Consider the following 14,724-nt stretch of genomic DNA (forward strand, 5'->3'; position numbering starts at 1 on the left):
TGCGCGCCGTGTTTTCTCTCTCTGGACGAACAAGGCGAGTGACGTGTTGAAGAAAACCCTGTTCCAGCTGCACTGGTTCTTCGGCATCAGCGCGGGGCTGATCCTGGCCCTGATGGGCATCACCGGGGCGACGGTGTCGTTCCAGGACGAGATCCTGCGCGCCCTCAACCCATCGGTGCTGCAAGTCGACAAGCTCCCCGCCGGGGTGCTGCCACCCGCCGAACTGGTGGACAAAATCCAGGCCGCCGAAGGCAAGACCGTGTCCATGCTCTGGGTGGAAACCGACAGCGGCAACGCCGCACGGGTGTTCTTCACCCCGCCGCCGGGGGAACGCCGTGGCCAGATGCGCTACTTCGATCCCTACACCGGCGAGTTCCTGGGCGACGCGGTCGGCCAGGACTTCTTCGGCTTGATGCTGCAGCTGCACCGTTTCCTGGCCATCGGCGACACCGGCCGGCAGATCACCGGCGCCTGCACCCTGATCCTGATCTTCTTCTGCCTGTCCGGCCTGTACCTGCGCTGGCCGCGCCAGGTCGGCAACTGGCGCGTATGGCTGACCCTGGACTGGGCCAAGAAAGGCCGCGGCTTCAACTGGGACCTGCACGCGGTGTTCGGCACCTGGTGCCTGCTGTTCTACCTGCTGTTCGCCCTCACCGGCCTGTACTGGTCCTACGACTGGTACCGGGAGGGCCTGACCAAACTGCTCTCTGACGCGCCACACAGTGAACGCCAGCGCGGCGGTCGCGGTGGCCCACCGCCCAAGGGCCCCGCTCCCGTGGCGGACTACAACGCCCTGTGGAGCAGCCTCTACAGCGCTGCCGGCAAGGACCTCAGCGCCTACAACATCCGCATGCCCGCGGTGGCCGGCCAGCCGGCGACAGTGTTCTACCTGCTCAAGGACTCGCCCCACGATCGAGCGCTGAACCAGCTGACCCTGGACCCCACCACCGGGGTCATCAGCCGTCATGAGCGCTACACCGACAAGAGCCTCAAGGCGCAGTTGCTCACCAGCGTCTACGCCCTGCACGTGGGCAGCTACTTCGGCCTGATCGGACGCATCGTGCTGACCCTGGCTTCATTGAGCATGCCGCTGTTCTTCGTCACCGGCTGGCTGCTGTACCTGGATCGCCGGCGCAAGAAGCGCCAGATCAAGAACGCACGCCAAGGCCTGGAAAGCAGCGCCGACGATGGCTCCGCGTGGCTGATCGGTTTCGCCAGCCAGAGCGGCTTTGCCGAACAATTGGCCTGGCAGACTGCCGGGCAATTGCAAGCCGCTGGGGTCAGCGCCAAGGTCCAGTCGCTGGCCAGCCTCAGCGAACAGGATCTGCGCAGCGCCCAACGCGCGCTGTTCATAGTCAGCACCTTCGGCGACGGCGAAGCCCCAGACAGCGCACGGGGCTTCGAACGCAAACTGCTGGGCCGCGAGCTACCGCTTGCGGGCTTGCAATACGCCGTGCTCGGCCTCGGCGACCGCCAATATCAGCACTTCTGCGGCTTTGCCCGGCGCCTGCACGACTGGCTGGCGAACCAGGGCGCCAGCACTCTGTTCGCTCCCATCGAAGTGGACAGCGGCGACAGCTACGCCCTGCGCCACTGGCAACAGCAACTGGGCCAACTGACCGGACAGGCTCCCGTGGACCTGTGGCAGGCCCCGGCCTTCGACAACTGGACCTTGAACACCCGTACCCTGCTCAACCCTGAAAGCAGCGGTTCCGGGGTCTACCTGCTGCAGTTGCTGGCCCCCAGTACCAGTAGCTGGCTGGCCGGGGATCTGGTGGAAGTCATGCCACGCAACAGCCGCGGCGCGGTGGCGGACTTCCTCGCCGGCCTGGGCCTCTCCGGCAACACCCCGGTGCAACTGGATGGCCTGCAAGAAAGCCTGGAACAGGCCCTGGGCAGCCGCCAGCTACCAGACAACCGCAGCCATCTGGTGGGGCTACATGCCCAGGCCCTGGTGGACGCACTGGTGCCCCTGAGCATGCGCGAATACTCCATCGCCTCGATTGCCGCCGACGGCTGCCTGGAACTTCTGGTGCGTCAGGAATGCCACCCCGATGGAAGCCTGGGGATTGGTTCCGGCTGGCTCACCGAGCATGCCGCGGTAGGTTCCAGCATCAGCCTGCGGGTGCGCCGCAACAGCGGCTTCCACCTGCCGGCCGAACCTTGCCCGCTGATTCTGCTGGGCAACGGCACCGGGTTGGCGGGCCTGCGCAGCTTGCTCAAGGCACGGATCGCCGAGGGCCAGCAACGCAACTGGCTGATCTTTGGCGAGCGCAACGCCGAACATGATTTCTACTGCAAGGATGAACTGCAGGAATGGCGCACCCGGGGCGACCTGAGCCGCCTGGACCTGGCGTTCTCCCGGGACCAGGCCGAGAAGGTCTACGTCCAGGACCGCCTGCGCCAAGCGGCCGACGAACTGAAAAAATGGCTGGCCGACGGCGCCGCGATCTACATCTGCGGCAGCTTGCAGGGCATGGCTTCAGGGGTGGATCAGGTGCTCAACGAGGTACTGGGCGCAGACCAGGTCGAACGCCTGATCGAACAGGGGCGCTACCGCCGCGACGTCTACTGAGGCGTCAGACACTTCGCCGGCAAGCCGGCTCCTACATCGATCCTGCTGCCCCCTCCGTAGGAGCTGGCTTGCCAGCGAAGGCGCCCGTCAGAACAGCGCAAGGCTTAAGGCCCTCTTCGCCGGCAAGACGGCTCCTAGGGAACAGGGTGCTGGCGAGGAGAGTTACACCGGTTGCAGGTTGTGTTCGTACACCGCCACGCCATCCAGGTCCCGCAGGATCACCTTCAGCTCTGCCGTCTGCCCGTCGATCTGCACTTCGCCAAAGAACTGAAAACCGGCAAAGGGCGAAGTGTTCTGCGCCGGCGGCGCCTTCTGAAACACCACTTCCGGGCCGAAGGTCTTGTCCAGCACATTGGGCCCGAAACTCCCGGCATTCAGCGGGCCGGCGACAAACTCCCAGAAGGGCTCGAAATCCTGGAACGCCGCGCGATCCGGATGGTAATGGTGAGCCGCGCAGTAATGCACGTCCGCCGTCAGCCACACATGGTTGCGAACCTGATGCTTGCGCAGATGCGCCAGCAATTCGGCAATCTCCAACTCCCGGCCCTGGGCCGGTCCCGGGTCGCCGTTGGCAACGGCCTCCCAACGCGCCACCCCGGGGCTGACTTCACCATCGGGCACACCGAGGCCAATCGGCATGTCCGCTGCCACCACTTTCCACTGGGCCTGCGAATCCTTGAGTTCACGCTTCAACCAATCCAGCTGCTCACGGCCCAGGAAGGGTTTCGCCCCACCGAGGTTGTCATCGTTGGCCCCGCGATAACTGCGCATATCCAGCACGAACACATCCAGCAGCGGCCCATAGCTGAGCTTGCGGTAAATCCGCCCGCCGCCATCGGCGCTCTGCCGGCGCATCGGCGCATATTCCAGCCACGCCTGCCGCGCGCGGCCCACCAGGGTCTGGATGTCCTTGACCGCGTAGCGCTCGTCCAACTGCTTGCCGGGCGACCAGTTGTTGACCACCTCGTGGTCGTCCCACTGCCAGATCTGCGGCACCTCGGCGTTGAAGCGACGCAGGTTCTCGTCCATCAGGTTGTAGCGGTAATTGCCCCGGTATTCGTCGAGGGTCTCGGCCACCTTGCTCTTGGCCTCGGTGGTGATATTGCGCCAGACGCGCCCGTCCTCCACGGTCAACTGCGCCGGCACCGGGCCGTCGGCGTAAATGGTGTCGCCGCTGTGGATAAAGAAGTCCGGCAAACGCAGGCGCATGGCTTCATAGATACGCATGCCGCCGATGTCCGGGTTGATGCCGAAGCCCTGGCCCACCGTGTCGCCGCTCCAGACAAAACGGATGTCCCGGCGTTGCGTCGGCGCACTGCGCAAATGGCCGAACCACAGCTCACTGGCCACACCGGATTGCGCATCCTCGAAGGTCACCCGATAGAAGATCGCCTGATCGGCCGGCAACCCGGTCAACTCCACCCGCGCCGTGAAGTCGGTCCGCGCATCGGCCAGGGGCGAGATGAAACGCCGAGGGTTGCTGAACATGCTTCGCGTGTCCCACTCCACCACCATCCGCGCCGGTCGATCGCTGCGGCTCCAGATCATCGCCTTATCCCCCAGCAGATCCCCGGACTGCACCCCATCGGTGAGCTGCGGCCGATCCTTGACTGACGCAATCACCGCCGGCGCCAGACTCGGCAGCAACAGCCCCGCCCCGGCGATTTGCATGATCCGACGACGGCCGAGGTTGAACTCGCTCATGGTGACTCCCTGACAATGGTCAAAAGGCAACCTTAGTCAGTGGGGATGAAGGGGGTGTGACAGGACGGTGGCGAGGCTGCGACCTGGATTAAGCATGCTGCTCACGCGTGTTTTCTTAGCTGCCTACACGGAAGTGAGGTGCTACGCACGGCCGTGGCCCAGACCGTGAGTTTTCTGAGCTGCCTACAGGGCAGTGAAGACCTCGACATAAAGCCGCTTGGCGGACTTGTTTTTCTTAGCTGCCTATACGGCAGTGAAGTGGTTCGTTGACCACTACACAATCGCCCTGGACCAATAACCAGACATTCAAAGCTCGGCGGGAAAGACTTGATGACATGGCCAGCGGTGCCCAAGGCGACGCGTAACGCGCACGACATCAATTCAAGGGGGGAATAGAGAAAACGGTGATTTTTGTACGCTAAGCCGCTTGGCGTGGCTGAAACCCTTTATCAGTCTGAGTGTGTCCGGTTTGATGGATATTGAGATACCTGAATCAAAATAAAAACGCGTCTTATGCATTTATGCATTTCTTGCCAAGAAGCTCTATGGCAACATATTCAGAGGTCTCAAAGGCCGAAAAGCTCAGCCACCTATTTTCCTCGATGACTGAGCTTTTTGACGATAATATCGTGTTGCACCCAGAACCTGCATCCGCCTAGTTTAAACTGGGCGGATGCAAATGGCATCACACGTTATTCAAAAGAGTATCTTTTCTCAGTGACAAAGTTCGGTTCTTTCCAGTTTGGGCCCTTTTCTGGGAGGGGTTTTTTATTTTCCACCAACTTTCCTTCTTTGATTAATTTTTGATATGTCCGCAATAGCTTTCCATCTGCAACCACCTCAAAGTTATATTTAACATACATTCTGTCGATGCTTGGATAGGGGATGCGCGGGGCGAAATGTAAAAGAATATCTTCCACGCTTTCATTCTTGAACATGCTTTCTTGTTCGGTCATAGCTTGCTCTCCTGTTACTTAAAGTATGCTTCTTCGGCCTCTGGAGTATACAAAGGCTGCGTTTTTTCATTGATTTTATAGTCCTCCAGAGTTGCAGTATGGGTATTATTCCAAACTTCGGTTCTGTTTTCTGGAATTTCACCATCCTTAACTCCAAGGTTTCTATAACGCTCTAGCTCCCTAATCTCATGGGTGTAAAAACGTTTATCAATATCAGTGACCTGTAGGACACCCTTCAGAATTCTCTCCAGACGATCAATCATCACTTTGTTATCGGGCGACTCACCAAATCGGCTGGTATGCAGTTTCACTTGATTCACGCCTGCCTGATCTATGGTCGCTGTACGCCAATCAAGATCAAGAACAGGACCACCGGCTTTATTCGTATTGTAATCACGACCACTGTATTGTCCCTTGGCATTGGTTTCCCCGTAAGGACTATGGAACATAAGATACAGAGGAACAAATCCTGTACCGACGGGCAGGATCAAAATGTAATCGTCAAAGCTGGCGTCGGTCACTTCGGGAAAGGTATCGATGCGTCCTTCAACGGGAGTGATGGTTGCTCCGTTGTAAACGGGGGATGGGGCTGTTTCTGCTGGCAGACTCGTTGAACTGTTGCCGGGAGACACGACCGGTGTCCAGGTCAAGGTCCTCGACGGCACGTCGGCGGTGGTCGCTGTATAGACGTTCTGTCCAGCGTTGTAGCTTGCCGTGACTACCCGTACCTTGGATGGTACGGTAACCCCGTCGGTCTTGACGACAAACACCTTGGATCGTCCGTCTTCAGCAGTTTTCGAGCTGATACGCACCGGCAGGTCGACTGTGCCATCAACAGCTGCTGCGGTTTGCAACGCTTGCGAGCTAAGGTTCGGTGCTAGATCGGAAAGCGGCGTGCTAAAGGAATAGCGCTCCGGCAATTCACCATTGCCCAGTTCACGAGGGAAAGCCAAGAATGCAATCACCCCGACTGCTGCGCTTGATGCGGCTCCTGCTACAAGGCCGGCGAGTCCTGCAATGGCCGAACGAATAGCGGTCGCTAGCGCCACCGCTCCACCTTCGACGGCAAGCGTTCCTCTAACGGCTGTAAACAACGGTTGTGCAACAGCCACCGAGCCTTGCATGTGGAATGTGTTAGCAACTCTAGCCGCCTCGGCCTGTGCTTCAGGAATTTGTATCTGACGCAAGTAAAGCTCGGACTTTAAGTTTTTAATGAGTACTTCGAGCCATTTAGCTTGATAAGCCGCTGTATACGATTCTCCATAGTTTTTTTGTATTTGTGCTTTGACGGTAGGCCTATATCTTGGCGCCCCCAAAATTGCATAAGAGTTTCTTTTCTCGATGCTCAAACTAAGGGGGTCACTCCCTGAGTAGGCTTTTGATTGCTCGATTAAGATCTGGCGATCGGATTCTCTGCGGTTTATTAAGTCTTCTAGGGTTTTTGTGTCTCTCTGTAGTTTTTCAACACTGAGTTTGCTTTGTATGCTTGAAACTCCGGATGTTTGAAGTTCATCCTGAACGTATTTATCAGTTTTTGATAAAATGTCTTCGTATCTTTCTTTTACTTCTTTTTCAATCCTAGATAGCTCAGTATGAAACTCTTTGTATTCGGCCCTATTAGCAAGCATTGCCTCACGATGAGGATCGTATTTGGTTGTATTTGGACCTGCGGTGATACGGAAACTATCTCCCATAGCGCTAACCCCGGCAGATGTTCCGTAGATAGTTGTCGCAGGTAATACATAAGAGCCTGGTCCCGTCTGTGAAGCACCAGGTCCCAGGTAGTCGTTGGTGTTTGACATGCACATTATCCTTTAATTCGGTGTTATTGCGTGTTCGAAAGTCGATCAGGCCTGCCCGACACAACCACTGTATAAAAAACCAGTCATGCACTCAAGCATTTTTAATGCATAAATGCATATTTTCAAGTAGGCGGTATGACCGCTTTCAGGAGAGACCCCAAAGCAGGGAAAGATCAGAGCGAAGGAAGTACCGCCGCGAGCCATCGGGCGCGTAGTGGCGCGTATCAGGGAAGCCAACAGAACTCGGGAAAAATCGAACGCTAAGCCTGCGACTTGTCTGGTTGAAGTCTTGGAGAATGCCAGTGAGGCGTCAGAAAATATCGGCATTGGCCCTATTCTGACGTTGCGTGGGGCGTCGACTTGATGCCCGATTAGGGTGTACTTCAAACGGACATAAACTGGATTGGCAAAGGGTTTCAGCCTCTCCAACTGGCTTAGCGTACAAAAATCTCCGTTTTCTCTATTCATCCCCTCAACGGAAAGATCGGGCTTGGCGCAGTGTCGGGACTCAAAGCCAGGCTGAAGCAGGACACTCCGGCGTTCCGACCACTCGACTCTTCCTGAGCGGATTTGCAACTAACATATCCAACCCCAAAGGCATTGTTTTCATGGTGGCCATCCTGCTCCATTTCATAAACCAGACACCGCCCTTAGTCCCTCAACTTGCACTCATGGCCTTGACCATGACCCTGGTGGATACGCTGGTGATGACAACCTACGCCTACAGCGCCAACCGACTGCAACACTACCTGCGCAGCCCATCGGCCCTGAGCATTCAGAGCCGATTCTTTGGCGGCGTACTGATGACCATGGGTGCAGCCTTGCTCATGGTGAAAAACCAGGCCGTCGATTGACTGCCCCCTCTGAACCTGATGGCAAGGGAGCCGGAGCCCCCTTGCCAAACGGGCGGAAAATCTCGACTACGGAACCGAGCGATTGCCATCAAGCAAGGCATCGACCACGCCACGGGCCATTTCCACCGAATGCACCAGGGACCAGATCAGGCCACGCTCGATGCCGCTGGCCTGCTCGGTGATCTCGTCGGACACCTCCTCGGCCGCCTTGAGCAGCATGGACACGTGGAGCAAGGCTTCCTCGGCGCTGATACCGGGACGAACGCTGAAGGGCGAGTCGGTGCCCGCAGGACCCGCGGCGGTGGGGTGCAGAGCCGCAATCAACGAGCCGTTTACGCGGGTGTTGGCCAGCGCATGGCGAATGACTTCGTTGGCCAGATCGTGGTCGGGATTACGACGGGAAACAGAATGGAAAACAGGCGGATCGGGGACGATCTTTTTCATGGTGTAGCTCCTTGGGGTGGAGCCACCACCTGACGCTGCTAAACGTAAGGTGGCAGCTGTACGCGGGTTAGCAGACCGGTCCAAGGAATCCGGCGCACCCGAGGGCGCCCCACGCACAGCCGCCATAACAGAACTCGGCAGGCCAAAAGCCAACCGGGACAGGGGCCATACTTGCGTGTCTTGGAATCAGGCTGCTAAACCCGATCACTGAACATTCAGTGACGAACCGAGCCTAGTGAGCCGAGTACCCAGCCGCAAGCGCCAGGGAGTGTCTCGGAAACGCCTTACAAAAGAAAGAGACTTGGCCGACAGCAGCCTATGCCTGTGGCTGAGTTTGCTCTCGAAATGGACACAAAATGTCTAGCCTCCTTCAGATCGCCGCGTCTCCTGCGACGGGGTGCCGCCCAGAGCGTTCGCAGCCTGCGGCAGCGGCTACACAAAGCCGCCTGTAGCCGCTGCTGAGCCCGCGAAGCTGCGAAAAGGACCGCAGGGCCTTGCTTGGCGTTTGACCGACGAACCTCGGGCGTCTTCAAGATCACTGCGTCTCCTGCGGAGCCGTTCGCAGCCTGCGGCAGCGGCTACACCAAGCCGTGCCCTGTAGCCGCTGCTGAGCCTGCGAAGCTGCGAAAAGGACCGCAGGGCCTTGCTTGGCGATTGACCGACGAACCTCTGGCGTCTTCAAGATCGCCGCGTCTCCTGCGACGGAGTGCCGCCCAGAGCGTTCGCAGCCTGCGACAGCGGCTACAGCGGGTGCCGTTGCGGGATTGCGCCGCAACGGATGTGCCGTGGAGGTCAGGCCGCCTTGGCCGGTTCCAGGGCCAGTTCGACGGTCTCTGGTCGTTTCACTAGGGCATAGACAACCGCCGTCAGCAGACTCCCTGCAACAATCGCCAGCAGGTACAGCAGCGCATGGTTGATGGCATTCGGGATCAACATGACGAACAAACCACCATGGGGCGCCATCAGTTTGCAGCCGAAGTACATCGACAAGGCCCCGGTCAGGGCGCCGCCCGCAATGCTCGCCGGGATCACTCGCAGCGGGTCCTTGGCGGCAAACGGGATTGCGCCTTCGGAGATAAAGCACAGGCCCAATACCAGGGCGGCCTTGCCGGCTTCGCGTTCGGTCTGGGCAAATTTGCGGCGGGCAATGAGGGTGGCAATCCCTAAGCCAATCGGCGGCACCATGCCCGCGGCCATGGTCGCGGCCATCGGTGCATAACTCTGGGACGCCAGCAGCCCCACCGAGAACGCATAGGCCGCCTTGTTGATCGGCCCGCCCAGGTCGACGCACATCATCCCGCCCAGCAGTACCCCCAGCAGAATGGCGTTGGTGGTGCCCATGCTGTCGAGGAAGTGGGTCAGCGCCGCGAGCATGCCCGCCACCGGTTTGCCCACCACGTAGATCATCACCAGCCCGGTGAACAGGCTGGCCAGCAGCGGGATGATCAGGATCGGTTTCAGCGCCTCCAGGCTTTGCGGCAGTCGCACATATTGGCTGATTGCCTTGGCCGCATAACCGGCCAGGAAGCCGGCGACGATGCCGCCGATAAAACCCGCGCCCAGGGTGCTGGCGAGCATGCCGCCGATCATTCCCGGCGCCAGACCCGGGCGGTCGGCGATGGAGTAGGCGATGTAACCGGCCAGCAGCGGCACCATCAACTTGAAGGCGGTCTCGCCGCCGATCTGCATCAGGGCCGCGGCCAGGGTGCCCTGCTCCTTGAAGGCGGTGATGCCGAAGACGAAGGACAGGGCAATCATCAGGCCGCCCGCCACCACCATCGGCAGCATGAACGACACGCCGGTCAGCAGGTGTTTGTAGACTCCGGTCTTTTCCTGCTTGGCCGGTGCCTGGGCGCCGGCAGCCGTGGACTCCAGCTGGCCCTCGGCCAGTGCCTTGTTCAGGGTGGCCTCGGACTGTTTGAGGGCCACGCCGGTGCCGCAGCGGTAGATCCGCTTGCCGGCAAAACGCTCGGTGGCCACTTCGATGTCTGCCGCCAGCAGCACCACGTCGGCGGCAGCGATGGCTTCGGCGCTCAGCGGGTTACGGGCGCCCACCGAGCCCTGGGTTTCCACTTGCAGGTCGTAGCCCAGGCGTTTGGCGGTCTGCTGCAAGGCCTCGGCGGCCATGAAGGTGTGGGCCACGCCGGTCGGGCAGGCGGTGATCGCCACCAGGCGCGGCGCGCGCTGGCCGGCCTCGACCAGCGGCTCGGCACTGGCTTGGCTGGCGACATGGATCTGAGCCTCTTCGGCGCCGCGACGCAGCACCGCATCGACGTCCTGCAGGGCCTGGGACGGGGTGCTGCGATACACCCGCTTGCCGACAAAACGCGACAGGTCCACAGGCCCGGTGCTGACCACCAGCACCCACTCGGCGGCCTCAATGGTGGCCGCTGACAGTTGGCGTTCGGGGTGTGCGTCATCGTGCACTTCCACGCTGGTGCTCCAGCCCTGGCGCTGGGCCGCGGCGTCCAGCAGGCGGGCGCAGAGTACGCTGGTGACCATGCCGTTGGGGCAGGCGGTAATAATGGCTAACTTCATACGCAACCCTCTTATTGTTCTAGGAGGGGGTGCACGCGCACCCCCTGCTCCAGCCGGGCCAGTTGAGCCCTGTCGCTGATGCCAAAACCGATCTGGGTCACGGCCATGGCGGCAATCGCCGTGGCGGTGCGCAGGGTCTGTTCTAACGGCTGGGCGCCGAGCAGGCCGTGGAGCATGCCCGCCAGCAGCGAGTCGCCGGCGCCCACGGTGCTGACCACGCTGACCTTGGGCGGAAAGGCCTGCAGGGACGGCGCGGCGCTGAACCAGTTGACGCCCTCGGCACCGTGGGAGATCACCACGTGCTCGACGCCTTGGGCCAGCAGAAGGCGCGCCGCCTCGGCCTGCACCGCCACGCCAAGCACCGGGCTGCCGAGGACGTCCGCCAGTTCCTCAGTGTTGGGCTTGATCAACCAGGGCCCCGCCGCCAGACCGGCGCGCAGGGCGGCGCCACTGGTGTCGAGGGCGACCTTCAGGCCCAGGCTTTTCAGGCGCAGCAACAGCGCCTGGAACCATTCGGGGCTGATCCCTCGCGGCAGGCTGCCGGCCACCACCACCGCGTCATGCCCGGGGGCGATCTGGTCCAGGCGCTCCAGCAAGGCCTGTTGCGCCGCCTCGCTGACCTCGGGCCCGAGGCCATTGATATCGGTGATGCGCCCGTCGTCTTCGGCCAGCTTGATGTTGCTGCGGGTGTCGCCAGGCACGCGGATAAAGGCATCGACAAAGCCGCGCTGGGCGAACAACGCGTCAAACGCCTGTGGATTGTTTTCCCCAAGAAAGCCGCTGACGGTCAGTTGGTGGCCGAGGTCGGCCAGCACCTGGGCCACGTTCAGGCCCTTGCCTGCCGCGTGGCTGTGCAGGGCGTTGCTGCGGTTGACTTCCCCGACCTCCAGGCGGGCCAGCTGCACCGTCAGGTCCAGCGCCGGGTTGAGGGTCAGGGTGAGAATCTTTGCCATTACATGGCCTCCACTAGGGCACGCACCTCATGGGCGCTGCCGACGGCCAAAGCCTGTTGAGCAAGGGTTTGCGCCTGGGTCAGGCTGAGCTCGCGAATCCGCGCCTTGACCTCGGCGATGCTGCGTCCGGAGACGCTCAGTTCATCCACCCCCAGGCCCACCAGCACCGGCACCGCCAGCGGGTCGGCCGCCAGCTCGCCGCAGACCCCGACCCACTTGCCGTGGGCATGGGCGGCACGCACGGTGATGTCGATCAGTTGCAGCACCGCCGGGTGCAGGCCGTCGGCCTGGGCAGACAGGCTCGGGTGGCCACGGTCGATGGCCAGGGTGTATTGGGTCAGGTCGTTGGTGCCGACGCTGAAGAAGTCCACTTCCTTGGCCAGCACCGGCGCCAGCAGGGCGGCGGACGGCACTTCGATCATGATCCCCAGTTGCAGGTCGGCCACCGGGATTTCCCGGCGCAGGCGCTCGGTCATGTCGCGGGCCTGACGCCATTCTTCGACGCTGCCGACCATGGGGAACATGATCCGCAGCGGGCGGTTGTCCGCCGAGCGCAGCAGGGCGCGCAATTGCGCTTCCATGATGAGCGGCCGCTGCAGGGTCAGGCGGATGCCGCGCACGCCGAGGAAGGGGTTTTCTTCCTTGGCGATCGGCCAGTAAGGCAGCGGTTTGTCGCCGCCCACGTCCAGGGTGCGCACCACCAGCGGACGCCCGGCAAGGCCGTCGAGTACACGGCGGTATTCGGCTTCCTGGGTGGCTTCGTCCGGGGCCTGGGGATGGGCCATGAAGATCAGTTCGGTGCGTAGCAGGCCGATACCTTCGGCGCCGTTTTCCACAGCGGCGGCGACTCCGGCGCTTTCGCCGATGTTGGCGAACACCTCCACCGCGTGACCATCCGTGGTGCGGGCCTGTTGATGGCGTTGCTCGGCGGCGGCCTTGAGGCGTTGCTCGCGGGTGTCACGTTCCTCGGCGGCCCGCTGCAGGGTGTGGCTGTCGGCGTCGACATGCAGGCGACCGCGCTGGCCGTCCAGCAGCAGGGGCGTGCCGGACTTGATCAGCAACACGCTGGCGCCCGCGCCCACCAGGGCCGGAATGCCCAGGGCCCGGGCGACGATGGCGCTGTGGGCGGTGGCGCCGCCGCGGGCGGTGAGAATGCCGGCGACGCGAGCCGGATCCAGGCGCGCGACGTCCGAGGGACCGACTTCGTCCATCACCAGGATGTAGGGCTGGTCCGGTTCGGCCGGGGTTTCGATGCCGCACAGTTGCGCCAACACCCGACGGCCGATGTCCCGCAGGTCGGCGGCGCGTTCGGCGAGCAAGGCATCCTGCAGGGCTTCCTGCTGCTTGGCGGCGGTTTCGATCACGGTCATCCACGCCGCTTCCGCGCTTTCACCCTGCTTGAGGCGGGTGTCCACTTCGTCGGTCAGCTCGGGGTCGTCGAGCATTTCCTGGTGGGTGATGAAGATCTCGCGAATGGCCTTGGCCTTGCTGCGCTGGACCAGCCCATCGATGTCCTGGCGCACGTCGGCCAGGGCCTGCTGCAGGCGCTGGCGCTCGATGGCGGTGGACTCGCCCCGCAGCGGGTAGTCGATGGCTTGCTGGACCTGGATGTGGGCCGGGCCGATGGCGATGCCGGGAGCGGCGGCGATGGCCTGGATCAGGCTGCCGGAAGCCGGGGCGCAGATCGGCACCACGACTTCCTGTGGCTCTTCCCGGGGGGCGCTGGCCGCTGGCAGGGGCTCGACGGTTTCACCCAGGCCGGCTTCGATGGCCGCCAGCAGGGCCGGCAAGGCATCGGCGGCAATGCTCGGTTCCGCGATCAGCTCCAGCACCTGGCCGCGTCGGGCACCCAGGCTCAGCAGCTTGCTCAGGCTTTTCACCGAGACCGCCGAAGCCGCGCTATCGGCGATACGGATGCGGATCTCACCCTCGAAATTCTTCGCCAACTGCGCCAGCTCCTTGGCCGGGCGCGCATGCAGGCCGTGGGCGTTGGCCAGGGCAATGCGGGCGCTGGGCCAGTCCGCGGGCAACTCGCCGCCGAGCACTTCCAGTACCGCGCGACTGCTGGTGGCGCGGCCCAATTCCTGGCCACGGCCCTCGATCAGCAGCGCACACAGGCGCTCCAGCAGGGCTTGATGGGCTTCCCCCAGGCTGGCCAGGCAGAACAGACCGCTCAGGGGCTGGCCCAGGTAGCGGATGGGTTTGTCCGGGGTGACGAACGCCAGCCCGGGGCGCAACACGGTCTGCTCGCTGTGCAACCACCACAGGCCGTCGCCCAGGGGCAGCGCATCCACCTGTTGCAGCACCGCGGCAAAGCCGTTGCTCACGCACTCGGCCTGGCGTAGCAGGCGGGCGCCGCGCCAGACCAGCTCTTCGAAATCTTCCGCCGCCACCCCGAGGCCGATCATCTGCGCGTCCAGCGCCAGCTCCTGGGGCGCGCCCTGCAACAGCTTGAGCAGGGCCTCCGGGGAACTGGCACGACGCAGGGCCTGGCCCAGGTCGGTTTCTCCCAGGGCCCGGGTCAGCAGTTGCAGCAGGCGCAAATGCTCGTCGGATTTGGCCGCGATGCCGATGGCCAGGTAGACGATCTGCCCGTCGCCCCAGTCCACGCCGTCGGGAAACTGCAGTAGGCGCACGCCGGTGGCAAACACCTGATCGCGGGTTTCCGGGGTGCCGTGGGGGATGGCGATGCCTTGGCCGAGAAAGGTCGAGCCCTGGGCTTCGCGGGCCTTGAGGCCGGCCAGATAACCTTCGGCCACCAGGCCGTCAGCCACCAGTTTGTCGGCCAGCAAATGCAGCGCCGCGGACTTATCCACAGCCGTTTGGCCCATGGATATCTGCTCTACAGTGAGCTCGAGCATGGCTTCTCCTATTTAGCGCGGCAGGTGGCAGCGCTAG

At 62.1% G+C, this 14,724-nt stretch carries 9 protein-coding genes; 2 read left to right on the top strand and 7 right to left on the bottom strand.

All coding sequences use genetic code 11. From position 1 onward, the window contains the following. Nucleotides 1-43: 43 nt before the first annotated feature. Nucleotides 44-2,575, top strand: a complete 2,532-nt coding sequence (locus J5M73_RS14030; protein WP_102861105.1) for a sulfite reductase flavoprotein subunit alpha — start codon at nt 44-46, stop codon at nt 2,573-2,575. A gap of 162 nt (nt 2,576-2,737) precedes the next feature. Here the strand turns inward: J5M73_RS14030 and J5M73_RS14035 are convergent, their stop codons facing one another. The 3 genes from J5M73_RS14035 to J5M73_RS14045 form a co-directional block, all read right to left on the bottom strand. Further along, on the bottom strand, nt 2,738-4,279 hold the full coding sequence (locus J5M73_RS14035) for an alkaline phosphatase D family protein (RefSeq protein WP_102861104.1): 1,542 nt from the start codon (nt 4,277-4,279) through the stop codon (nt 2,738-2,740). Between the two features lie 692 nt (nt 4,280-4,971). Beyond that, complete coding sequence (locus J5M73_RS14040; protein ID WP_102861103.1) at nt 4,972-5,235, bottom strand: immunity protein; 264 nt, start codon at nt 5,233-5,235, stop codon at nt 4,972-4,974. 14 nt (nt 5,236-5,249) lie between these two features. Further along, nucleotides 5,250-7,037, bottom strand: a complete 1,788-nt coding sequence (locus J5M73_RS14045; protein ID WP_243433793.1) for an S-type pyocin domain-containing protein — start codon at nt 7,035-7,037, stop codon at nt 5,250-5,252. Between the two features lie 347 nt (nt 7,038-7,384). Between J5M73_RS14045 and J5M73_RS14050 the strand changes: the two genes are divergently transcribed. Further along, nucleotides 7,385-7,891 carry a LysE family translocator gene (locus tag J5M73_RS14050; protein WP_207167053.1) on the top strand — a complete coding sequence of 169 codons (507 nt, stop codon included), beginning with the start codon at nt 7,385-7,387 and terminating at the stop codon, nt 7,889-7,891. A gap of 66 nt (nt 7,892-7,957) precedes the next feature. Here J5M73_RS14050 and J5M73_RS14055 read toward each other — a convergent pair whose 3' ends face one another. From J5M73_RS14055 to ptsP, 4 genes are all read right to left on the bottom strand, one after another. Continuing rightward, nucleotides 7,958-8,335: a hypothetical protein gene (locus J5M73_RS14055; protein ID WP_102861100.1), complete on the bottom strand. Its 378-nt coding sequence runs from the start codon at nt 8,333-8,335 to the stop codon at nt 7,958-7,960. Nucleotides 8,336-9,127: 792 nt separating this feature from the next. Then, on the bottom strand, nt 9,128-10,873 hold the full coding sequence (locus tag J5M73_RS14060; protein ID WP_102861099.1) for a PTS fructose-like transporter subunit IIB: 1,746 nt from the start codon (nt 10,871-10,873) through the stop codon (nt 9,128-9,130). Nucleotides 10,874-10,884: 11 nt separating this feature from the next. After that, entirely contained in the window at nt 10,885-11,826 is a 942-nt protein-coding gene (gene pfkB, locus J5M73_RS14065; protein ID WP_060837502.1) for a 1-phosphofructokinase, read from the bottom strand. Then, nucleotides 11,826-14,687 carry a phosphoenolpyruvate--protein phosphotransferase gene (ptsP, locus tag J5M73_RS14070; protein ID WP_102861098.1) on the bottom strand — a complete coding sequence of 954 codons (2,862 nt, stop codon included), beginning with the start codon at nt 14,685-14,687 and terminating at the stop codon, nt 11,826-11,828. Before ptsP ends, pfkB begins: the two co-directional genes overlap by 1 nt. Nucleotides 14,688-14,724 lie beyond the last annotated feature (37 nt).

It is taken from the genome of Pseudomonas sp. 50_B (assembly GCF_017491625.1).
GTDB classification, from domain to species: Bacteria; Pseudomonadota; Gammaproteobacteria; order Pseudomonadales; family Pseudomonadaceae; genus Aquipseudomonas; species Aquipseudomonas danubii.

What these genes read in the sequence shown, in the direction of transcription:
- J5M73_RS14035 (WP_102861104.1), bottom strand. Translation starts at nt 4,279, where the DNA reads ATGAGCGAGTTCAACCTCGGCCGTCGTCGGATCATGCAAATCGCCGGG.
- J5M73_RS14040 (WP_102861103.1), bottom strand. Translation starts at nt 5,235, where the DNA reads ATGACCGAACAAGAAAGCATGTTCAAGAATGAAAGCGTGGAAGATATT.
- J5M73_RS14045 (WP_243433793.1), bottom strand. Translation starts at nt 7,037, where the DNA reads ATGTCAAACACCAACGACTACCTGGGACCTGGTGCTTCACAGACGGGA.
- J5M73_RS14055 (WP_102861100.1), bottom strand. Translation starts at nt 8,335, where the DNA reads ATGAAAAAGATCGTCCCCGATCCGCCTGTTTTCCATTCTGTTTCCCGT.
- J5M73_RS14060 (WP_102861099.1), bottom strand. Translation starts at nt 10,873, where the DNA reads ATGAAGTTAGCCATTATTACCGCCTGCCCCAACGGCATGGTCACCAGC.
- pfkB (WP_060837502.1), bottom strand. Translation starts at nt 11,826, where the DNA reads ATGGCAAAGATTCTCACCCTGACCCTCAACCCGGCGCTGGACCTGACG.
- ptsP (WP_102861098.1), bottom strand. Translation starts at nt 14,687, where the DNA reads ATGCTCGAGCTCACTGTAGAGCAGATATCCATGGGCCAAACGGCTGTG.